We start from the raw sequence: 21366 nt of genomic DNA, 5'->3' as shown, positions 1-21366 counted from the left end.
AATAGCTGCACCATCCTAGATGGGCGGCTTTTTTTGTGCTTTGCGACATGCGCTATGTCCAGGCGCCCTATGGGTTACAGTGACCAAGGGTCGGCAAAACGCGACTCGCCGGAACACGGGCTTTGCGCTTTTGCGAAATTGGTCTATACTTTTCTCTATCAGTGGTTTAGTCGCCGGGGCGCCTGGTTTGGTGAAACGTCATGATATGTTCATCACACGCGATTCACGGACCTGCTAAATAAGGCAAGCGACTCGGTAAACACGGTGGAGCGGATGGTATGCATTTATCGCCAAATGTGTGTCCTGCACTTGTTCTTAACGCCGACTTCCGGCCGTTGAGCTACTTCCCGCTGTCCCTATGGTGCTGGCAGGATACGCTCAAGGCGGTCTTCTTGGATCGCGTCAACGTTCTTTCGGAATATGACCGCGAAGTCCATTCACCATCCTTTACGATGAAGCTGCCCAGCGTCATATCGCTTAAGGAATATGTTCCGCTCAAAAGCAGCCCGGCCTTCACACGTTTTAACGTCTTTTTGCGCGATCAGTTTTCCTGTCAGTATTGCGGCGACCGGTTGCCGACCAACGAGCTGACCTTTGATCATGTCGTTCCACGCGCACGTGGTGGACGGACCAATTGGGAAAACATCGTTACGGCCTGTTCTGAGTGCAACCTGTTCAAAGGCTGCCGATCGGTCCGCGAGGCGGGCCTGCGACTGCGCAGGACGCCGGGACAGCCCACGATGCACGAACTCCAGACATCAGGACGCCGTTTCCCGCCAAACTATCTTCACGAAAGTTGGCGGGATTTTTTGTACTGGGATACGGAACTGGATTACGATTTCTAAGATTGGTGTTTGTAGAAAAAAAGCACTGCCGCAAAAGGGCAGTGCTTTTTCTGTGAAGCTCTCAAACGCGCTAAGCCAATTACCAGCGGTATTTGACCGTGGCAAGGATGGTGCGGCCTTGGCCGTAGTAACAAGCGTTTGAGCCCGAGCATGTCGCGACCCAACGTTCATCGGCAAGGTTGGTGGCATTCAGTGCCAGCAGATAGCTGTCAATTTCATAGTGAATGCCAGCATCAAACAGCGTCGCTGATGGAACTTGGAAGCTGTTTGACTGATCGCCATACTGCTTACCCAGATAACGAACACCACCATTAAAGCCAAAGCCCTTCATGGTGCCGGTTTGAAGGGTGTAATCAGCCCAAAGCGATGCGGTATGTTCCGGGACGCCAACCGGTGCGTTCCCCTTATAGCCGTCATTGTCCTTGGTTACCTCAGCATCGTTAAAGCTGTATGCGACTTTACTGGTAAGACCTGCAATTGGCTCGACGGTTGCTTCGAGTTCGATGCCGCGGGAGCGGACTTCTCCGGTTTGAACTTTGCGTGCGCTGTCATCGGGATCGGTGGTGGTGACATTCTGACGGCGCAAGTCATATAGGGCCGCTGTGAACAGGCCATTGAAGCCAAGCGGTTCATATTTTGCACCGATTTCGTACTGTTGCCCGGTTTCCGGTTCAAAGTTCTGGCCGCTTTGGCTTGCCACCGGGGTAAAGGATTCCGAATAACTGAGATAAGGTACAAGACCAAATTCGGTTTTATAGACGACACCAGCCTGCCCCGAGAATGCATGATCGTTGGTGCTGCTTTCGGCACCATTGCTGGCATTGTTGTATTTCTTTTCATCCGACCAGTCCTGACGCCCGCCAAGGGTCAGTGTCCAATGATCATCGAAATCAATCTGGTCCTGAGCATAAAGGCCAAGCTGACGCAGGGTAATATCGTCATCATACCAGGTCGTCAGAGCGTTAATGGTTCCACCATAAGACGGGTTATAGACATTCAAGTCGGACGCCGTGCCATAGGCGGCATAGCGGTCGTAAATGTTATGCTGATAGTCAACACCGGTCAGCAATGTGTGGCCGATGCTTGCGGTGTCAAACCGGGTTTCAAGCTGGTTGTCGATCGTGATCGTGTGGGCATTCTGATCTGTGCGCAGCGTGTTGCGTTTCAAAGTGCCTGCATTTACGTCGGACCAACCGTTTCCATAAACGGTTTTGTAATCAACATCGACGAACGCATATCGCGCGTTCTGACGGAATGTGAGATCGTTATTGATGTCATGGCTGAATTCATAGCCAACGGATGTCTGAACGCGTTCATAGCCTTCAAACGAGGGCTCGCCGGTAAATACATCTACCGGAATTGCACCATTCGGTGCGTCATAGATCGAGCCAACCGTTGGCAACCAGTTATTGCCAGAGCCGGTTTTGTCATGCTGGTAATGGGTCAGGATGGTCAGTGACGTATCATCGTTCTGCCATTTGACAGATGGTGCAATGTAAACCCGGTCATCATCAACCATGTTGGTTTGAGTGCCCGAATCCTGCACCAGACCGGTCAGGCGATATAGAACGCTGCCATCTTCGATCAGTTTACCGCCAACATCAAAAGCGCCCTGTTTGTGATCGAAGTTTCCGGCCTGAAGCGCAACTTCATTGACCATGTCTTCATGTGGGCGTTTCGTCACAACATTGACCAAACCACCCGGGGCATTCTGCCCATACATGACGGACGTTGGGCCGCGCAGCAGTTCGACACGTTCCGCACCATATGCTTCCTGACGGAAAGATGCATATCCTGAAGAACGAAGCTGTAAGCCATCCCGGTAAAGGCCGACATCCTGTTGGGCAAAGCCACGGACCTTGAACCAGTCATACCGTGTGTCATAGCCAAACTGATCGGGCTGAATGCCTGCTGAGTATTTAAGCGCGTCCATAACGGTCTGAGCCTGACGAAGTTCGATTTCGTCCTTGCCAACCACAGACATCGAACGCGGTGTTTCGACAATCGGGGTATCGGTTTTTGTCGCGGTGCCGCTTTGGGTCGCAACAAAGCCTTGAACCGGTGAGGTGGCGGTTTCGAATTGCTGATCCGCCTCGATCATGATGGCCGGTGTTTCGGTCGCTTCGGTGTTTTCTGCTTCGGTCGCTGTCGCATCATCATGTGATTGCGCCAACGCAAAATTAGGGGCAGCAAAAATCAATGCGACCGCAGTGCCACGCAAAAGTCGTGAAGACAGTGTCTGTCCTGTAAAACGCATTTGGGATTCCCTGTGTCGGTTGTCTGTGATGACGACCTGCTTGGCGGGAACCGGCTGGCCATCTTTCATGATGGGCATTCGATACCACGTTCGGGAGGCGGGAATATTGAACCGGATTTGTCCGTATTGAACGGATTTTGGTTTAATTTCAGGCCAGTTGTTCTTTGCGCCATGCGCCAGGTGTCGTGCCAACGATGCGCCGGAAGACACGGGTCAAATGGGCCTGATCAGCAAAACCGGTTCGAAGGGCAACAGATGCCAACGGTGCGCTGTTGTCTTTAAGCATGTCTTTTGCGCGTTCTACCCGTGCCTTCATTTGCCATTTTTGCGGTGGCATACCTGTTGATTCACGAAAGGCCGAGCAGAAATAGGACTGTGACAGCCCGGTCAGTTGGGCCAGCTCATCAAGCCGGATGGTTCGACCGCAATTCTGTTCAATGTAATCGACAGATTTACGCAAATGGTGCGGGGCCAGTTTGCCGCGCTTGCGTTGGGGCTCGTCAATTTGGTTTGGTTGGAACAATGCCGATGTTAGGGCCGTGATAAGCCCTTCGCCGTATTGTTGAGGATCGGGGAAGTCACTTTTAAGGTTCTCGGCCAGCAACCGGGTGATCGTCATAATACGCGGGTCGCAAAACCCGATACGCGGTGTTTGCAGTATGGTTCGGTCGATTGTGCTGCCCAAGCTGTTCTCAAGGGCATTTACATCAAGATGAAGATCTAGATGGCGTAAGCGACATTTGCCGATAAATTCCGAAGAGATCTCCATTCCGGCAGGAATATAGTAAAGGCAGCCTTGCTTTTGATAACGCGTGCCGATGTTGTGACGCGTTGTGCGGACTTGTGCTTCTGTATTGCCTATGCATTCCAGGATCGATACCAGAAGCGGCGCGCGCGATACATATGTGCCGCCAGCTTGTTCTTCACACTCGACATGCCAAAGATCGGTAATGGCTGCGTCCCAACGACGGAAACGCAGATCATCAAGAAGGGAAATGCCTTCGATTCTGCTGGTCATCTGGGGATGGAACGTCATGTCGGTCAATCCTGATCATGTCCTTTGTCGCGGGTGGTGTGGGCTGGTGTATCGGCGGAGAATCCGTGGCCAAATATAACCGGGATTATTTTGCAAACAATAACAATTCTCATTATCATGTGAATAATTGTGCATTTACTGAAGATATATTCGCGTAAAAAGAGATGTCAGACACAAAGAAACCCGTCTGACGTGTCAGACGGGTTTGCTGAGGGGATTCCTACAACCACTTTTCGGAATTCTTATCGCGCGGGGATCAGGCTTGTTTCTTGATCCAGCGCGATGGTGCGATCAGGCAGAATACGGTTAAGGCCGCAGAGAAGAAGACATTGACCGTTGGCATTGTGATGCCAAACAGTTTCCAGTCGATTTTATCGCAGCGAATAATCGGTTGGGCGAGGAGTTGCGCTTTAAGCTCGGCCAGCGATCCTGCGCCACTTTGCACACCGCCACACATGGCCGGTCCCTGCCACCAAAGTTCCTGTACGCCAACATGATAGATCGCAATGCCCGTTCCGACGGCGAAAACGACAGCGCAAAGATAAACAATCGCGCGCACAGCCGCCGGGAAGCGGATCAGGAGCAGTGCAAGAACGGACAAGCCCGCGACACTGTAAAATGGCGTGCGTTGATACAGACACAAAATGCACGGCAGCAGTTTTTGGACATGTTGGGCATATAGGGCAAAGCCTATGCTGCCGGTTGAAACCAACAACAGAATGATCGGTGCCAAGGCAGGGGCGAAACGGGGGCGCAGCAGTTTGAGCATCACAAGGTCCGTATGTCGTCTTCCATTAAATATATGCATCGGGTCAACCATGCGGGATCAGTTTGATCGCTGCAAACCCACCGACAAGAACCACAATAAATATGGTGAAAACGAGGCCTAGGCGTTTTTCGATAAAATCACGGATGACCGGCCCAAATTTCCAGATCAGGGCCGCAATGATAAAGAACCGCAAACCACGGGCAAGGATGGAGGCGAGTGTAAAGACCGTTGGATCAAGGGCGGTAACGCCCGAAAGGATCGTGATGACTTTGTATGGGAACGGCGTGACACCGGCGATAAACACCGCCCATGCGCCCCATTCGTTGTAATAGTCACGGAACTGATCAAACTTCGCCCCATAACCATAAAGCTGAAGAACAGGTTGCCCGATTGTTTCAAACAGGAAATACCCGATGCCATATCCAATCAGGCCGCCCAGAACAGAACCCACCAGACATATCAGCGCATAGCGCCATGCCTTGGTCGGGGCGGCAATGATCATGGGGATCAAAAGGATATCGGGTGGAATCGGAAAGACCGAGCTTTCAATTGCTGCAATGAAAAACAGTGCCCAGCCGGCATGACGATGCCCGGCCAGGTTCATGGTCCAATCATAAAGACTGCGGATCACGGCAATTGCGCCCTGTATTGTTGGTAAGTGAATTGATCATTGGCGCAAGGCCTTAAAACTGGGCAGATCAAAGCGCATTTCAGGGCTAATCGCAATGATGCAGTTGGCAATCTTAAGATTGATCACATTTTTGTATAAACCCCCATTGACCCCGCGAAATTTACAGCTATTATCCCGCCCGTCGATGGAGGGTGCGCAATGCACCCAAATTGCCTGCCCCTGTGGCGGAATTGGTAGACGCGGCAGACTCAAAATCTGTTTCACTTAGTGAGTGGGAGTTCGATTCTCCCCGGGGGCACCATCGACTTTCCCGACATTGATATACCCTCTAAAACCCTGAAAACATTGGATTTTTTAGAGTTCAAACAGCCCGTTTCACGGGTATAGGAAAGTCGCTGGTCGAAGGCCAGTCGGACGACTAAATGTCGTGCGGCAGACTCCCCTATTTTCCAACAATCATAAGGGTTTGCGAGAAATCGCATTGAGAGTTCAAACATCTCGCCGAACGGGCGTGTTGGTTCGGGCTTTTTTGCCGCTTTTCCCAGCACTATCAGCTTCTCGCGCTCCAAGATTTCTATGCGATCCTCAAAGGCTTTCAAGGCACGAGAATTAGAAACCTCCATCATTCGGTCAACCACCTTACCGATTTCGACTTCCAATTCGTGCGCTTTATTGCTGTAAGTTTTAGCTGCCTCCGACAACCCCGCAGCCTGAGCTTCCCATGCCTTGGTAAACATTACCTTTGCCATGCCCAAAAATTGGCGCGTTGGTTGGAGAGATTTGAGCAGTTCTTCGAACCGCCCATGCAGTTTCGCCACAGGGATCGTTTTTCCGCGCTCGGAACAACCTAGGTGATGACAGAAATAATAAGGATATTTCTTGTATTTGCCTGTGCTCCATCCGCCCGTCAGAGCATAGCCGCAGCACGCGCAGGAAATCGCGCCACCGCGCAATGGAAAATCCTCACTCATATTCTTGCGTGCAGGCATCACAGGCCGTCCCTTGAGGCGGCCTTGAATACGCCAGAAGGTTTCCTTGCTGACAATGCCCTCATGTTTGGCCTCTCGCATGGAGATACCCCAGCTGGGCATGGCGACATAGCCACCGTAGAGGATTTGCGTGAGCATTCGCTTGACCGTCATCTGGCGAATACGGCCATAGGGTAAATCTTTTGGAAAATGAGGTTCGGATTCAAGATAGCGAATGATTTCCGCCTGAGAGGCAAAACGTCCTGATGCGAAACCTTCGAGGGCTTCACGGACGATGGAAGCAACAGGTTCATCGTGCACCAGAACTTTACCGCCCCCTTTCGCGGAAACGTATTTGAGGCCGACAGGCGGCACCGAGCGTATGGCGTAACCCTGTTCAAGTCTCGCCATGGCCTTTTGCTTGTTCTGGCGTCCCATTTGTTCGCGCTCAAGCTCTCCGGCGGCGGCAGAGATGATCTCGTTGAATTTTCCTTCCGGCGTATCCTCGAAATTGAAGTTGAGACATTCACGCACTGCGCCGCGCTCACTCATGATACGGCGGAGCTTGAGGTGGAACTCCACGTCCCGCGCATAGCGTTTAAGGTCGTCGAATATCACCACGAAACGATCACTGGAACGCGCATCCATATAGGCGAGCAGCGCCACCATGCCGGGGCGCTTTATGAAATCACCGCCGCCTGAGACGTCGTCAGGGAACACGGCTTCGACCGTGTATCCCTTGGCCTCGGCATATTGGCGACAGCGGTATTCCTGACTGTCGAGGCCGGAACCGTCCTTGGTTTGCTTTTTGCCCGATACACGGCAATAAATCAGGGCTTTTTGCGACTTATCCATCACTGACTCCTTCCCCGTCCGAGAGGGATTCTACTCCGTTCAGACGCACAAATTTTTCAATCAAATTGCCATGAGAAGAGTTTACCACAGCCGCCGCTGCCAAAGGCGGTTGCGTGCTGGAAGGGGTACGTTTTCCACAGTCTTCTTGCGCTTGCTGGATGGGATGAACACCAAACCCCAGCGCAACGAACTCGCAGATGATGTTCCAAACCAGTGCGATGTATTCGGCCTTTTCCTCGTCCGTCCAATCCGTTTCTTCAAGGAAGTGCATGAACTCCAACGCATCGAATTCTACCGAATTGCGTTTAGGGACAAGCGGCTCAGTACCGCTAGTCTTGGCGTTGAACTCGATCTTGTGCTTTTGCGGAGCCATGGGGCACCTCCTTCTCTTCGAATGTTAATCTTCGTTCCGCGCCCCCTTTCCGTGAACTGCACAAGAACAAACAGTGAACAACTTATACGGGAATCGCAATTTTAATGCAAGAGGGGGTTGTTAATTTTGTTATCGATCTTTGCGATCACGGTCGCGGTTGTGCCCATCCTTGCGGGCAGCGCGCTGTTGACGAAATTCTTCACGACGAAGTTCCGATGTGCGGTCGTATGCCTTGCGGGCAAGCTCCGAAACCCTGAGTAAATCCGCCCCCACGAAACTGTGGGTATCGTGAAGATTGCCGTCAGCATCCTTATAGGTGCGGGCAAGTTCAGTGGCATAGTATGCCCCCTTATCACCCTCGTTGCGCCAGATAGATGCCTTAAGGTTGCCGTCAGGCAGCACATCGGCGGGACGTTTCGAATTGTTTTTTTCTTGCGTCATGATTTCGCTCCTTTTCTCAGCGGTTAAAATCCCGATTTAGAACGCGGACGCGCCCGCCGCTTTCGGGGTCGGTACGTTCGCGGATGAAGGCAGCGCGTCGTTGTTCGCGCTCCCACGCGGCATTGAAGACCACGCCATCAGAGCCGAAGGAGAGAGCGGGCGATGGATGCAAGGTCGGTTTTGGTTGCTCCTTTGCAATCATCTCCGAGTTGCGCGGCTCTATCACCTCGGCGTCCGCGCGCTTCACCTCGTTGAAACTTTGGCGCGGCGAAGTTGCCTCGATTGGCGTGGTTGATATCGACTTGGCAAAGTTGGTCATCCGATGCGGCTCCATGTTCCGGCTCGATATTGCGGGTAGTGCGCGAAAGAGCGTGGCACGGGCTCTGTGATCACAGGTCGCCACGCTGCGCCGCGCGGGGTCATGATTTGCACATGAGTATCCGGCGGAAAGAAAGGGTTCGGGTGATAGCGCCCGGCCATAAATGGCAATTCATAATAGGGAAAGCGATCCGCCAAAATGGGATGGGCAAGCTGATCGGCAAAAATAATCTGCTTGCCGGGCGGAAGGCCGAGAACCTCGTCCTGCGTCATCAAAGCGCGCTGTTTGAGAGCAGGAATGTTGCTAATCCGTGTCTGATGCTGCGCATCAAAGGCGGCTTTGAACGGGTCTTGCCCCGCAAACATAGATTGCACGGCCTTACGCTTGGCATGGCGAGCGGTCTCACGGCGCTGTTCGTCGACATAGCGCAGGGTTTCGTTCCCCATACGCCGCGACAGGGCGATAGCGGTGTCATCATCGCGGATGCCGAACCAATTTTGCAGCGCTGCCGAGGCAGGAATGATCTTTTCAGCACCGGGCGCAAGCGCCTTCATTTGTTCGGTGCTTTGCCAGAACCCCCAAGGCCGAATACCAAGTCCTGCATCGCGGGTAAACAGTTTCAGCGCCAAGGGAAACGAGCCCAAATTCCCAATTTCATCCAGCACCCATGTCTGACGCGGCGCGGCGGGCGCGCGCGCCTTGTAGGTGCGCGCATTAACGAAGAAGGATTTGAGGACAGGCGCCCACGCTTCAACCATGCCGCCGGGCGGCATGAGGTAAAATTGATAGGTCTGATCACTCTCGCACATCTGCGCCATGGAGGCTGTAAAGGGCGGTGAGACAGAAGTCATCAAATCAGGGTCGGACAGGCAGGAAAAGGCGCGAGTAATCTCTCCGATGATACCTTTGAAACCGCCGGAACTATCATCGCGCGCCGAGGCTATTTCCTCTTCGACACGTTGGACGAACTCAATTCCGGTTTCCTGCATTTCAAATGCAATATCGAGCCATACATCGCCGCCGATCACCAACTGATTGATTGCGCGGTAGAGAGCCGGATAGGTCAGGACACCATCGCGAAGGGTGAGCGTTATCGAAAGCGCTTCGATAATCTCCTTGCCTCGCCCCTCAAAGAACCGCCCCTGTGGGCTGCCACTTTCCGGCAGTGCGTTCTCAACGAACACTTTGGTGTCGGAAATCAACGTCGGGCTGTCTTTGCGAATATGATCGAGCGGATTTATCGTATCGCCCGGAATGCCGTGCAGTCCTTGCGGGTTCCAATAAAGACAGAATTTACGGTCGGGCGTTTGATCGCGCGTCACGGCGGCAATCTCGCCCTTCACATCCAAAACCAGCATGGAAGGGCTATGGATACCCCAGCAGCAATTCTGGATTATTAGTCCGGCTCCTTTGCCGCTTCTAGGCCCTGCGAAACAGGCTGCGCCGCCCATGTCGGAATACCAAAGCGCGCGGCCTTGGAAAAACCCGACCAGCAGCGAATGCGGCTGACGGTCAAACAAACCTGCCCGCGCGATCTCCTTCGGCTCAGCCCACCGAGCAGAGCCGAAGGGCTGATCTGAATGATGCCCGAACGATGCACTCATAACTTACACCGCAAGACTGGCGAAGCGCAGTGCGCCAAAGGTGACAATAGCCGTGATTGCATACCAAAGTGTCATGCGGCTAATTGCGAAAATCACGAGACTTGTCAGTAAGAAACTGGCGGCATACATGAAGCTCGCCAATTCCCGCCAGCCATAGGCCTCATAGACCAGCCGCTCAATGAACGGACCAACATAGTGAAACACATATGGCGTTCCAAGAACGGCTGCGAGCAGCGCGAGGCAAATGCACAGCAAGTTCTGCCCCGGCGGACGGCCATCGCCTCCAGCATGAGCGTTCGTGGGATTAAAGTGATTGGGGGTCATCATAGATATCTCCCTTATATAGAGGCAGAAACGCCCCCGACGCAGAAGCGCCGAGGGCGAAGGAAACAGCTCACTAGCCGATGGTCTCGTACTTATTCGAAGCGAAGATGAGACTGCCGATGCCAAAAGCAAGCGGTATGAGCGTCACCCAGCCCTCACCGTCCATAAGTGCGCCCAGCGCGACGAGTAGCGCAATAATACCTACAAAGCCTGCAAGCAAACGCTTCCACATCGCCACCGGGCGCGTGAGCTTCGTATTCTTGGAGTTTGTACCGATATGCATAATGTTCTCCTTTCGATAGCCGTTGCTCTTCAGCGATCAGCACGAGACGGATTCCCGCGCAAAATCACTATCGGTTTTTTGAAAGGAGGTTTTCTTGAAGGGGGTCTTAATGAGATGCCCCATCGGTCAACGGCCTGCAATAGGTTTCGGGCTAAACTACGCGGAATTGGAAGAAAAGCGATTGCGCGAAGACGGTAATCCGTTGAATTATATGTGAAAGCGGCAAATGGCTAAATGCAGAGCAAAACAGGTGGAATCCGGTGACGTTAAGGTTGATCCCCTTTGCCAAGATCGATGACGAGACGCTAGGGCGCATCATGCAGGGTTTTTGCTGCGCTGAGCCGATTGCCGATATCGCACACGCTACGGGCGTTAGCGCGAAGACTTGTCGATCTATCATTTTAGCGTTGCGGTTCCGTCTTTTCGAAGAGCGATTTGACCATTGGCGTGAAGCGCGTTTCCTGCGCACCTCGCTCGATCCGAAATTGGAAATGATTGTACAGGCCACGGTCTATGGCTGTTTGGCGCGGTGCTATTTTAATCGTTCTTGCTACACGAACTATCAGCAGGGTCGCCGTCAAGCGCGCCAGTGCAAGTCTTGCCCCGTTCGCACACTGGGCATGGGCGCGGATTATGACGATATCCTGCTTTACCACATCGACCTAATTCACGGGCTCTATGCTGTGCTGGGGATCGGGGGCGAACGGAATGTCGGGAAACTCACACTGTTCCGCCTGCGCCTCGCCCATACGCAAGTGGTCGGCGAAGCCTGCGAGGCCACGCGCCGACTTCGAGACGACACGCCGGATTTTACGGACGAAAGCCCGCGCACTGTGCGAATGCTCCATGCTCAAATCATCCGCAGCCTTGAGCAACAGCCACTCACACGCCGCATGCCGGAGCTAAATCCGGCGCTTGCGCCCTTTGAGGATTTGACGTTTTTGGAATAAGGAGGGTAAGAAAACCACCATGAACGGTGGTCGCTATTCCGCCGGGCCGAGCACGCCGATATCGGTCAGTTTGGATAGATGAATCAAGCGCTTCATCGTATCTCTCATATCGAACGGCGTGAGCGCGAGATAGGGATCATGACCGGGCAATATCCCGGAAAGTATCTCCATAGAGGTCGCGCCGCCCTTTGAAAACTCCAATGAATCCAAGCACACCGATATGCGGTGGTCGTGGCTTTGCGTAATATCTATTCGAAAATCCGGGCGATTGAGTTTCAGGGAAAGGCTCACAAGGCGCTTTACTTGTGCATTTCCGATTTTTTTGAATATGAAATCCCGAAGGGGATAATATATAAATATTCGCGCTAAAAAACGGAGGTTTTTCGCCCGTTCCGATGGTTTTTGTTTCAACGCGACCTTTAAAAGAGATTGGAAACCGCCGTAATTCTCCAAGGCTTCGGTACCAAGCGAAACGTTTGATGAACCATCTTGATCCGGCTTCTGCTTTGTTGCGGTGCTCGCGCTACCTTTCCAGAAACGCATGGGCGATTCAACATTCCCCGCGCCACTGCTTTTTATAATTCTTCCATTTTGAATATCTACGACATTATCCATATGTGCCCCCATAAGCTCAATTATTTAATAATGAAGTAAAAACCTTAATAAATGGCGAATACTATCCAATAACATTAATAGAAAACTGTAACCATCTGTAAGTATTTCGAATTTGTCTTAAATGATACGTAAAGTTCACGATGTTTTATATCATTTATTGTATTATTTGTTGGTGTGAAAATAAAAGCATACAGAGAAACAAGCAGAATCATTTTACACAAAGTTAATGTTGTTGATGTATTATGTAAATAAATATAAGGGGTAAAGGCCGAAGTCTAAACGAACAGTTCTTATATGTGTTACAGGCAATCGGCTCTTTGAACAGGGCAAATGAGTATATCGGAAGAATTCAAGCATCATGCAGGAGAAACGTATTCGGCGGAGCCCGCCAGTATGTATATTGGCGCAGCGTCCGAAAGCGTACTGCACAGTGATATCATATTTGCCGAAGCGGATGAGAATAACGCTCGTGCCGATCTGAGCCCGCAGGAACTCCGCGATTTCGCGCTCAAGCTTGGAAAGATTGAGGATAACGATGAGATGCTGGCCGCTGCGGCGGGGCTACTACCCGCCCGCATAATGTCCGGTTATTTTGCGCATTTAGACGACCGCTTGAGGCAGACACGCCAAGACAGCGCGAAAGCGCGTGCCGATGCGCATTACATGGCACTGCTACAGACGCAAATCGCAGAGTGGGATTCACAGATTGAACTTCTGGACAAAGAAATCTCTGAACTGGAGACGTTGCGGGATATTATCGCTTCGGGTGAATTCGACCCGAACAACCCGGATCATGCCGCTTTACGCGACAGAACACCGATTACACAGAATGAGATTGATGACGGCAGCGCCATTGATGCCATCGATGATGAAATTAAAGACAGGCAAAGCGAACGTGATGCGATCAGTGCGGAGCGTGAGCGCGCGCAAGAACGATTGACTGAAATGAAGGGGCAAACACGTGAGGTTGCCGAAAATATTGCCGTTGACGTGGTTGAAAATGACGGCGCGGCAGCGGTGGCAGCAGTGTCTCGAAATCTTGATGAGCTAGAGCAACAAATTGCTGATACGGCAAGTGGTAACAGTGATTTTGGTGGAAATGCCGCGCAGCAAAACGACAACGCAAGTAATTTTGGTTTATCAGGGCTGAGTTTTGATGATGCGTTTGGGGCGCCGTCTGGTTCTCTCTCTACAGCCCACGGGCTGGGTGAGGATAACCCTTTACGTAGTAACGCCCCGCCCATGCGGCAGGAATTTGAAACTGCCTCCGCACAAACAGACATTGTTAAACCCGATGCCAAGGTAGAGCTTTCTACCGAACAGGATTTAAGCGCGGTGACGCCTGTTAATAATTTGGGTTGATGACTATTGCGGTTGCGTATTCAGGGCAAGTGTTTCCGTTGACCATACATCACTATGATGCGCGAGCACCTGCGAAAGTTCTGTTTTAAGGTTCCCCACATTGACTGTGAAATCATATCCCTTCACATAGAAGGTCAGGTCGGTCGCGGTGCCGCGTGACTGATTAACGCGGTATTCAACCGGAATGTCACGACTGGCAAAAGCGCCTTTCAGCCAGTCACCTAAATCCTGTCCTTGTTCAATTGTTGTATCGGCCTGCAAATTAATAAAAATGCCTATACCACGTGAATTCGGGTCTTCGGAGTAATCCTGCATTTCATGGCGCTTATGCGTGATAGCGCGCGCCTGTTCATCGGTGATCGTCTCTGACGTTGCGGCCTTGGCCTCACCTGCCTCGGCGCCTTGGTCAAGCGGTAAAGAAGCCAGAGCAATACCGGCAACTCCGGCCATCATGCTGCGTAAAACATTGCGGCGGGACATCCCGTTATCCGGCTGGCTTTCTTTTCCAAATATGTTTTTTAGAACCTTCATCGTCTTTTCGATTAAATAACCGACTCTCAAATGTATTAAATATGCGTATTTTATACGCCATTTAGACAGATTTGTCCAGTTTTTTGAAACATTGCGTAAATAATAGACTCTTGTATTGAAATTATATATTGATTCTGTGTTGTTTAATTTCATAGACATAATTGATGATTATTGTTTAAAATAGATATTGGTATGGGATTATATAATTACAACTTGAAAAATAGCAGATTATCGCCGATCCTAGCGTTCGGCCTTTTGCCAAGTTGGCTCTCACAGCGATATTTCGGGCGCGAGACAAAAAGGATCGTTTTTGTCCCGCTTAAGCGAGGTGAGATATGAGTGCTTGGTCTCTGATAAACTGTCCTGGCCGTAAAATCGGCTATGCCCGCGTCAGCACCAAAGACCAAAAGCTACGCATGCAGCGCGATGCGTTAGAGACTGCAGGGTGTGACGCAATATTCGAGGATCACGGCGTTTCTGGCGCAAAGGGCTCACGCCCCGGCCTTGATGCAATGCTGGAGGGGCTCTCCTCCGGCGATAGTGTCGTGGTATTCAAGCTGGATCGGCTGGGACGCTCTGTACTGCATTTGGCTGATTTACTGGTACGATTTGAGCACGAAGGCGTGCATTTCGTCTCCCTTTCCGAAGGGATCAACACGACCACGCCGGGCGGCAAACTGGTGTTCCACATTTTCAGCGCCATGGCCGAATTCCAACGCGAAATCATCGTCGAGAATACCTGTGCCGGAATTGATGCCGCAAGGCAGCGCGGTGTGACTTTGGGGCGGCCAAGGGCACTCACACCAGACGATGTCGCCGAGGCGCATCGCCAGATCATGCAGGGACATAAAGACATGGAACAAATCGCCAACCTGTTCGACATCCACCCGAAAACGGTAGAGCGAGCGTTTGAGCGGGAGGGGTTAAAGGCGGCTTGATGGAACCAAGGCGAAACAGTGATCCGGAGCGGTTTCATTTGAATTGAACGTTTACGATAAGCCAATTGACCGCACCATTGTCGGTGTTTATCCTAATATTCAAGCCGTCATTGAGTTGTCATCGGAAGGAAAAATTATGAAAGCGCTATCGCAAGGGGCGTCCTTAGGTGTTCTCTTTTTTCTTGCAAAGATATTTCTCCCAAGATTTTCTGACTCTATCGTCTCGAGCGGGATATTTTTCACTGTTGTTTATTTTTCTACAGGCATCGCTTTTTTGGCATTTATTATTCTAGCAATAGTCCCGACGTCACGGCACCTCATCTTGTCCCAGTCAAAAGATGACAGCAGTGAGATGGCAATGCTCATTAAGTGTCTTTCAGTATCTGGCGGGAGTTTTATTGGATACAACATGTGTGTATTGGCCCTTTATATTATAAGAGCTTCGTGATTTAAAGTTGTTTACATTTTCACTGAAATGCTTACATTGATAATAATGATTATCAATCGCATTAAAGGTGAATATTTATGAAAGAACATTCTAAGCTAGCAATTCATTTCTTTTGGGCCACTTTGCTGACTGGTGCAGTGACAAGCGCAGCAGTGAACGATCAATACCGTAATTTGTACTGCAGCCAACAAAAAGCAGAACAAACCAATGGCAATCTAAGTGAACAGATTCTCTCGCTCCCAGTAGAGATGGAGCCTTTATTACCTCAAGTGTTTGGCGACCCGTGTCGATAGAGTTTTTGGCAGATAGCCGAACTTTAAGGTGCCAGTCACTTTGAGGTATATTTTTGGGTGAGATAATAAAGCTTTTCGTTGGTGCGTATCCCAATCTGTCTGCTCGCATCATAATAGTTATTTTTTAAGTATTTTTTTTCGGTTAGGACGAGGCGTAGGCAAAGTGCACTATTATGCACAATCAAAATCCTGATTCTCACTGCAATCTAAATCCGACATTAGCCGACATTAGCCGACATTAGCCGACATTTTCAAAGAAGCCATTATCAATACCAACCTATATTTGAGTTACAGCAAAAGATATTGATCGAGAACTTTATTAAATCAGCGCATGCGCAAGATGTGCGCGGTAATACCGCGCCTTGGCTCAGGCCGCTCCGCGACCTTCGGGAAGGGTGCGTGCCCCCCCCCCCCTGTCCAACCCCCTGCCTGTTGGCGTAAAACGCCAAAAATACGTACCACGTTTAGCGCAGAGCGATTTTTCATCAACAATGACGAATACGTTGCATCACACGAGCAAAAGCTCTGCCATGCTATCAAGCTTGCTCTTAACTGCCTTCCAATTTGGCAATCGCGAAGCCAGGAGTTGGTAAAACTCCAAACCGTGATGATGCTCCCTTAGATGACAAAGCTCATGGGTTAAGACGTAGTCAATACAATCACGCGGTGCCTTTACGAGCGCCGGATTGAGTGTAATTTCGCCGTTCGGGGAGCAGTTACCCCATTGGCGCTTCATCGTCGTGAGGCGCAAATGGGGAGTTTCATCAACCCACCTCATATCTGATGCCACGATTTCCAACCGACGCCCCAAATAGTCAGCGGCGCGCTCCTTGTACCAACGCCGCAACACACCGCGAACCCGATCTACATTCGGGTTTGGAACTTCAACCACTATTCGCCCTGCGAGAAGCTTCGTGGACGACAGCGGTGAAGAAGATTGTTCAATCTTTAATCGATATCGGCGACCAAGATAGAAGTGTGTTTCTCCGCTTACATACTCTCGCGGCAAGGCATGGGCTCGCATATCCCGGACAATATCGACCTGTGTCTTAATCCATCGCGCCCGTTTGCGGATAGCTTTTTTCACGTCGCTTTCGTTCGCTCCGTCGGGTTTATCAACCTGTATGAGCCCGTTGGGATGAACATGGATTTGAACCTTGTTCGTGAGATCGCGACGAACAATAACCTCATACTCAAAAACTTCATCTCCGTATGATAGCCGCTCGATACCCATCAATATTGCCCTCGGGAGAGCCCAATGCGGGTCACCGCGATAACTTGTTCAATGACCTCCTTAGCCTTGTCCAATCCCATCAGGTCGAACAGTTCCGGCAGCAATGCCTTTCTGATTTCCGCTTCGATGTTTTGCGGGTTGAGTGAGTGTTCCGCTACGGCGCTTCTTACAACCTTCTCAATCTTGATCGCGGTTTCAGCATAATCTGAGACCTTTCCATTCATTGCCTTATCGCCGCCGATGCTCAGTTTGATAATCCCAAAATAGGCGCGGGCATGTCTGTTGCCGACGAGTTGTTCAGGAATGCCGTCCACCTCCCTCTCATCAACCTTCTCTTCGATATCTTTGAACAGCGCATACTGTTTGAAAGGATGTTCAAAGAGCGCCTCCGCTTCGGCTATGGCTTGCCTCAAAAGGTCGGAAAAATAGATTTGCGCATAGGGGTCATCGTTTAATTCTTGCTCAATCGTTTTTTTAAGTCGGCTGCGGATTAAGTCGGTTTCATTCCGCGTCTTCTCGTCGCTCCACTTCTCTGGGTCATCATCGATGCCCAGTTCGTTTATCAAAAACGCGCCATCAGCCTCTCTGACTTCCTGTCCGATAACCTGCCGATCCACGAGCTTACGGATTTGATCCTCATAAGCGCTGTAATCGACTGTTTCCTGAGCATCCCTCCGAGCTGTAGCCCGAAGCTCAGTGAAGAACTTCAAATCGCGTTTATATGTCGCTATCTGTTTCTCGCTTACGGACGAATCCTCGAAGAAAGACCGGGAAGATAGCGCCACCTTGAGGCACAAACCGAAATTCGTGAGCGCCTCATAAAAATCCTCCCGAACCTTTTGCTTTTTATCGTGGATTTCGCCGTTTTCGCCCTCTTCATACTGGGGGATGAGACGTTGGCGATACTGCTCAAAATCCTTCGCGTTCTTCACACCCTTGAAGATGCCCCACAATCGATCATGGAGGTCAGGGAGCTTCTTGTATTCCGTCCCGACCTGGCGGTAGAGGCCGTCGAGATCGTCCATGTCGTACCCAGCTTGCGATCTGCTCGCCAAGTCCTGGTATTCCTTGAGCGCTGTATCCAGCTCTTTCAAAATGCCCCTGTAATCGATAAGCAGGCCATACTTTTTCGCCTCGTGCAGCCGGTTCACGCGGGCGATGGCTTGAATCAGATTGTGCTGCTTTAAGGGCTTGTCGATGTAGAGAACGGCATTTCGCGGCTCATCGAACCCGGTAAGAAGTTTATCCACGACGATCAGGATGTCAGGTTTCCCCTCTGTCGAGAAATCGTCGATGATATCGCGCTCATAGTCCTCGACATCGCCTTTCACGGTGTCCTTCCACCATTGTTGAATTTCCGGCAATTCGGATTCGTCGATCTCTTCATGACCTTCGCGGGTGTCGGGCGGGGAAATCACGACCGCACTTGAAACCAGCCCTGTTGAATCGAGCGCCTTCTTGTATCGGATGGCTGAGAGCTTGCTGTCGGTTGCGAGTTGTCCTTTCAAGCCCTTTCCGAGCGCCTTGAAATTCTCACTAAAGTGCACCGCTATATCCCAGGCGATAAGATCAATCCGGTTGGCCGACCCATAAACCGGCCCTTTCTTCCCATATTTTTCCTTTAGATCGCTTTTCTGCTTGTCGGAAAGCCCTGCCGTGATCTTCTCAAACCAGTTGTCTATAGCTTTCTCATTGATATCGAGGATCGGTTTGCGTTCTTCGTAGAGTAAAGGCGTAACAGCGCCGTCTTCGACCGCACGCTGCATCGTATAGGCATGAATGATCGGACCGAATTTGTTGGCGGTTTTTTCATTTTTCAAAAGCGGCGTTCCGGTAAACGCGACGAAGGAGGCATTGGGCAATGCCTTTTTCATGCGCTCATGATTTTCACCGCCTTGGGAGCGATGACCCTCATCGACCAAAACAATCAGGTCATCGCTTTCATTGTGGCATTCGCGCTGTTTCGAGGCCGTATTGAACTTGTTGATGATCGCGAAAATGATGCGTTCTGTGCCTTTTCCTATCCGCTTTGCCAAATCCCGTCCCGAGGTGACTTTCGCCTTGCTGCCTTCCTTCTTGTTCGCGACCTCCGAGCCAAATGCACCGCCGCTGATGAAGGTGCGAGCAAGCTGCTTTTCCAAATCGACCCGATCCGTCACCACGATAACCCGGCATTCCTTTAGGCTGTCATGAAGCAACAAAGCCTTGCAGAGGAAGACCATGGTGAAAGATTTACCGGAGCCGGTTGTGTGCCAGATGACGCCGCCTTCGCGCCCGCCGCCCACCTTTCTCTTATTGATCCGCTCGATCAGCTCCTTGATGCCGAATGCCTGCTGATAACGCGCGGCGACTTTCCCGACTTTCTTATCGAACAGAATGAAGAAACGAACGAACTCCGCCAACCGATCCTTCGACAGCAGACCGATCAGCAACCTGTCCTGATCCGTCGGCAATTGTTCGGCTGACCAGAGGACTTCAAAGTAGCGGCGGACATGCGCGGGGCGGTCCGCGAAAATTAAATCCCGCTCCGCTTCGGAAAGTTCACGGTTCTTGATTGCTACAAACCGTTCATCGGAAATTTCCTCATCCCGCCACAATGCCCAAAACTTCTTGGGCGTTCCCGTCGTCGCATAGCGGCCATCGGTGTTGCTGATAGAAAGCAGAAGCTGCGAGTAAGCGAACAGCGAGGGTATTTCATCCGGTTTTTGGTTGCGGATGCTCTGGCTTATTCCTTCTTCCACCATTGACTTGTTGGGGTTGCCGGACTCAGGCCGCTTAGCCTCAATCACCACCAGCGGAACACCGTTTACATACCCCACCAGATCGGGGCGGCGCGTCCGCGTGCCATCGGACGTAAGCACGTCCAATTCTTCGGTGATGAAAAAACTATTGGTCTCCGGCTCATCCCAATTGATGATTGGAATTGTCGGTGAATGCCTTTTACCGTCGATAAACTCCGTCACCGTCACGCCGAGTGTCAGGGCATGATAGAGTTTCTCATTAGCCGCCAGCAGCCCTTCATGCAGGGTCGGTGTGGATATTTCGCGGATGATCTGTTCGATGGCATTCAGCGACAAGGGATAACTTTTTCCTCGATAGTCGAACCGCCTCTTTTTCAGCTCCTCCACCAGAACGCCCCGCAAGAGCACATCCTGATTGCCTTCCCGCATCTCCACGCACCGCGCGGGCGGAAGATACGCCCATCCCAAGGATATCAACGTCTGTAGCGCTGGAATCTTCGCCGCATACTCTTCGTTGGTTTGGGGTGATTCAGTCATCAGGCTCCCCCCAAACATTAGCGCTGGATGCGTCTACATACAGAAATTCGATATCATCTCGTCGTTCTGCATATCGCGCGAGGCTCTCACGGATACCATCCCAACCGTCTTCCGGTCGGTGCACACAAAACACAAATTTTTCTATTTTGCTCTCAAAAATAGCGTCATAGATGTGTTCATCGTTGTCAGCTACAGAGTGCCCAAAAACAAACAAGCTGCCTGACAAACTAGTCAATTCTTCATAACAATGACGCAGATAAGGTATTGAGTAAATTTTTGACTTCTTTTGAATGGAAGAACCTTCAGCGACATACAAAGGCAATTGTTGTCGATGCCGAATGGATGCAGCAATATCGTCGATAATTGTTGCAGTTGTGACTATGCGTTTTTGCGTTTCAAGCTGCCTGTTCAAAAATAGATGCAATGCTCCATGCAGATAATATGTCGAGCAGTAAGCATCTTCTTGGAAAGTACGAAACCCTCCGACCTGATCGCCAAGGCCGAATCCATCACTATGAAGTCGTTCCTCTGCATTGAGTATTACCCAATACAGCAAAAGGTCGTAATTAAGCGTGAACACGTTTGCGAATTGTTTTAAAAATGCGGCGCATGCCTGATGCTGTTCGTCTGGCACGTCAAACTGAATCGCTGGATGGACTTCTTTAACTGCATGAATCAAGGCTTCGCGAAGATGGTTCGCATCATTTTGAAATAATACAGACCTATCCTCTTCGTCGTAAGCAGTCTCAATTATTGAAGTTTGTTCCAGGGCGTGCATGACCTCTTCAAAATCAATCGTATTCAATTCGCGAAAGACATTTCGGATTGGACTGCCTGGCTCAAGGCCTGAATACTCCAATAGGTTCGCATAATCGAAGTTCCCCCCCGCTTGCGCGATAGAGAACCCGTTTCCAAGCAATACTGCGCGCGGGCTCTCCGCGGTGAGTTCGATTGCCTCTGAAAAATTGATTGTATCAGGCATCGCTATACTCCCCACACGTTTGCTGAAACT

Annotated in this window: 21 protein-coding genes and 1 tRNA gene; 6 read left to right on the top strand and 16 right to left on the bottom strand. The window is 50.9% G+C overall.

Annotated elements, in window-relative coordinates:
• Positions 1-278: 278 nt before the first annotated feature.
• Positions 279-845, top strand: coding sequence for an HNH endonuclease (locus tag RIC05_RS12565; RefSeq protein WP_350048455.1), 567 nt, complete (start codon positions 279-281; stop codon positions 843-845).
• A 79-nt stretch (positions 846-924) separates the two neighbouring features.
• Here the strand turns inward: RIC05_RS12565 and RIC05_RS12560 are convergent, their stop codons facing one another.
• From RIC05_RS12560 to RIC05_RS12545, 4 genes are all read right to left on the bottom strand, one after another.
• The gene (locus tag RIC05_RS12560) at positions 925-3102 is read right to left on the bottom strand and encodes a TonB-dependent siderophore receptor (protein WP_350048457.1); all 2178 of its coding nucleotides are present in this window, start codon (positions 3100-3102) and stop codon (positions 925-927) included.
• A gap of 148 nt (positions 3103-3250) precedes the next feature.
• Entirely contained in the window at positions 3251-4138 is an 888-nt protein-coding gene (locus tag RIC05_RS12555) for a helix-turn-helix domain-containing protein (protein ID WP_350048459.1), read from the bottom strand.
• Between the two features lie 256 nt (positions 4139-4394).
• The gene (locus RIC05_RS12550; RefSeq protein ID WP_350048461.1) at positions 4395-4907 is read right to left on the bottom strand and encodes a disulfide bond formation protein B; all 513 of its coding nucleotides are present in this window, start codon (positions 4905-4907) and stop codon (positions 4395-4397) included.
• Between the two features lie 43 nt (positions 4908-4950).
• The gene (locus RIC05_RS12545; RefSeq protein WP_350042881.1) at positions 4951-5538 is read right to left on the bottom strand and encodes a YqaA family protein; all 588 of its coding nucleotides are present in this window, start codon (positions 5536-5538) and stop codon (positions 4951-4953) included.
• Between the two features lie 215 nt (positions 5539-5753).
• On the opposite strand from RIC05_RS12545, the gene RIC05_RS12540 reads away from it, so the two are divergent.
• Positions 5754-5839, top strand: a tRNA-Leu gene (locus RIC05_RS12540).
• On the opposite strand, the gene RIC05_RS12535 is transcribed toward RIC05_RS12540, so the two are convergent.
• From RIC05_RS12535 to RIC05_RS12505, 7 genes are all read right to left on the bottom strand, one after another.
• Positions 5799-7361 (bottom strand): recombinase family protein, encoded by a 1563-nt coding sequence (locus RIC05_RS12535; protein WP_350048463.1) that lies wholly within the window; start codon positions 7359-7361, stop codon positions 5799-5801. The two genes, RIC05_RS12540 and RIC05_RS12535, sit on opposite strands and share 41 nt — an antisense overlap.
• Complete coding sequence (locus RIC05_RS12530; RefSeq protein ID WP_350048465.1) at positions 7354-7734, bottom strand: hypothetical protein; 381 nt, start codon at positions 7732-7734, stop codon at positions 7354-7356. Before RIC05_RS12530 ends, RIC05_RS12535 begins: the two co-directional genes overlap by 8 nt.
• 129 nt (positions 7735-7863) lie before the next feature.
• On the bottom strand, positions 7864-8175 hold the full coding sequence (locus RIC05_RS12525; RefSeq protein WP_350048467.1) for a hypothetical protein: 312 nt from the start codon (positions 8173-8175) through the stop codon (positions 7864-7866).
• Between the two features lie 16 nt (positions 8176-8191).
• Complete coding sequence (locus RIC05_RS12520) at positions 8192-8494, bottom strand: hypothetical protein (RefSeq protein ID WP_350048469.1); 303 nt, start codon at positions 8492-8494, stop codon at positions 8192-8194.
• Positions 8491-10098, bottom strand: a complete 1608-nt coding sequence (locus RIC05_RS12515) for a type IV secretory system conjugative DNA transfer family protein (protein WP_350048471.1) — start codon at positions 10096-10098, stop codon at positions 8491-8493. Before RIC05_RS12515 ends, RIC05_RS12520 begins: the two co-directional genes overlap by 4 nt.
• Before the next feature lie 3 nt (positions 10099-10101).
• A complete protein-coding gene (locus RIC05_RS12510) occupies positions 10102-10425 on the bottom strand; it encodes a hypothetical protein (protein ID WP_350048473.1) in 324 nt (107 codons plus the stop codon).
• Positions 10426-10495: 70 nt separating this feature from the next.
• Positions 10496-10705, bottom strand: a complete 210-nt coding sequence (locus RIC05_RS12505) for a hypothetical protein (protein ID WP_350048475.1) — start codon at positions 10703-10705, stop codon at positions 10496-10498.
• Between the two features lie 272 nt (positions 10706-10977).
• Here RIC05_RS12505 and RIC05_RS12500 point away from each other — a divergent pair, with 272 nt between their 5' ends.
• Positions 10978-11655 carry a hypothetical protein gene (locus RIC05_RS12500; RefSeq protein WP_350048477.1) on the top strand — a complete coding sequence of 226 codons (678 nt, stop codon included), beginning with the start codon at positions 10978-10980 and terminating at the stop codon, positions 11653-11655.
• Positions 11656-11688: 33 nt separating this feature from the next.
• Here the strand turns inward: RIC05_RS12500 and RIC05_RS12495 are convergent, their stop codons facing one another.
• Positions 11689-12270 (bottom strand): hypothetical protein, encoded by a 582-nt coding sequence (locus RIC05_RS12495; RefSeq protein ID WP_350048479.1) that lies wholly within the window; start codon positions 12268-12270, stop codon positions 11689-11691.
• 330 nt (positions 12271-12600) lie between these two features.
• Between RIC05_RS12495 and RIC05_RS12490 the strand changes: the two genes are divergently transcribed.
• The gene (locus RIC05_RS12490; protein ID WP_350048481.1) at positions 12601-13632 is read left to right on the top strand and encodes a hypothetical protein; all 1032 of its coding nucleotides are present in this window, start codon (positions 12601-12603) and stop codon (positions 13630-13632) included.
• 3 nt (positions 13633-13635) lie between these two features.
• Here the strand turns inward: RIC05_RS12490 and RIC05_RS12485 are convergent, their stop codons facing one another.
• Positions 13636-14163: a hypothetical protein gene (locus RIC05_RS12485; protein WP_350048483.1), complete on the bottom strand. Its 528-nt coding sequence runs from the start codon at positions 14161-14163 to the stop codon at positions 13636-13638.
• 335 nt (positions 14164-14498) lie between these two features.
• Here RIC05_RS12485 and RIC05_RS12480 point away from each other — a divergent pair, with 335 nt between their 5' ends.
• Both RIC05_RS12480 and RIC05_RS12475 read left to right on the top strand, forming a co-directional pair.
• Positions 14499-15101, top strand: a complete 603-nt coding sequence (locus RIC05_RS12480; protein WP_350048485.1) for a recombinase family protein — start codon at positions 14499-14501, stop codon at positions 15099-15101.
• Between the two features lie 525 nt (positions 15102-15626).
• Entirely contained in the window at positions 15627-15842 is a 216-nt protein-coding gene (locus RIC05_RS12475; protein ID WP_350048486.1) for a hypothetical protein, read from the top strand.
• A 508-nt stretch (positions 15843-16350) separates the two neighbouring features.
• Here RIC05_RS12475 and RIC05_RS12470 read toward each other — a convergent pair.
• The 3 genes from RIC05_RS12470 to RIC05_RS12460 are packed head-to-tail and all read right to left on the bottom strand — an operon-like array spanning position 16351 to position 21336.
• The gene (locus tag RIC05_RS12470) at positions 16351-17076 is read right to left on the bottom strand and encodes a M48 family metallopeptidase (RefSeq protein ID WP_350048488.1); all 726 of its coding nucleotides are present in this window, start codon (positions 17074-17076) and stop codon (positions 16351-16353) included.
• On the bottom strand, positions 17076-20354 hold the full coding sequence (locus tag RIC05_RS12465; RefSeq protein WP_350048490.1) for a type I restriction endonuclease subunit R: 3279 nt from the start codon (positions 20352-20354) through the stop codon (positions 17076-17078). Before RIC05_RS12465 ends, RIC05_RS12470 begins: the two co-directional genes overlap by 1 nt.
• Complete coding sequence (locus RIC05_RS12460; protein ID WP_350048492.1) at positions 20347-21336, bottom strand: DUF4917 family protein; 990 nt, start codon at positions 21334-21336, stop codon at positions 20347-20349. Before RIC05_RS12460 ends, RIC05_RS12465 begins: the two co-directional genes overlap by 8 nt.
• Positions 21337-21366 lie beyond the last annotated feature (30 nt).

The sequence above is a fragment of the Thalassospira sp. genome, from assembly GCF_040218635.1.
Taxonomy (GTDB): domain Bacteria; phylum Pseudomonadota; class Alphaproteobacteria; order Rhodospirillales; family Thalassospiraceae; genus Thalassospira.
This window is presented reverse-complemented; position numbering and strand designations above follow the sequence as displayed.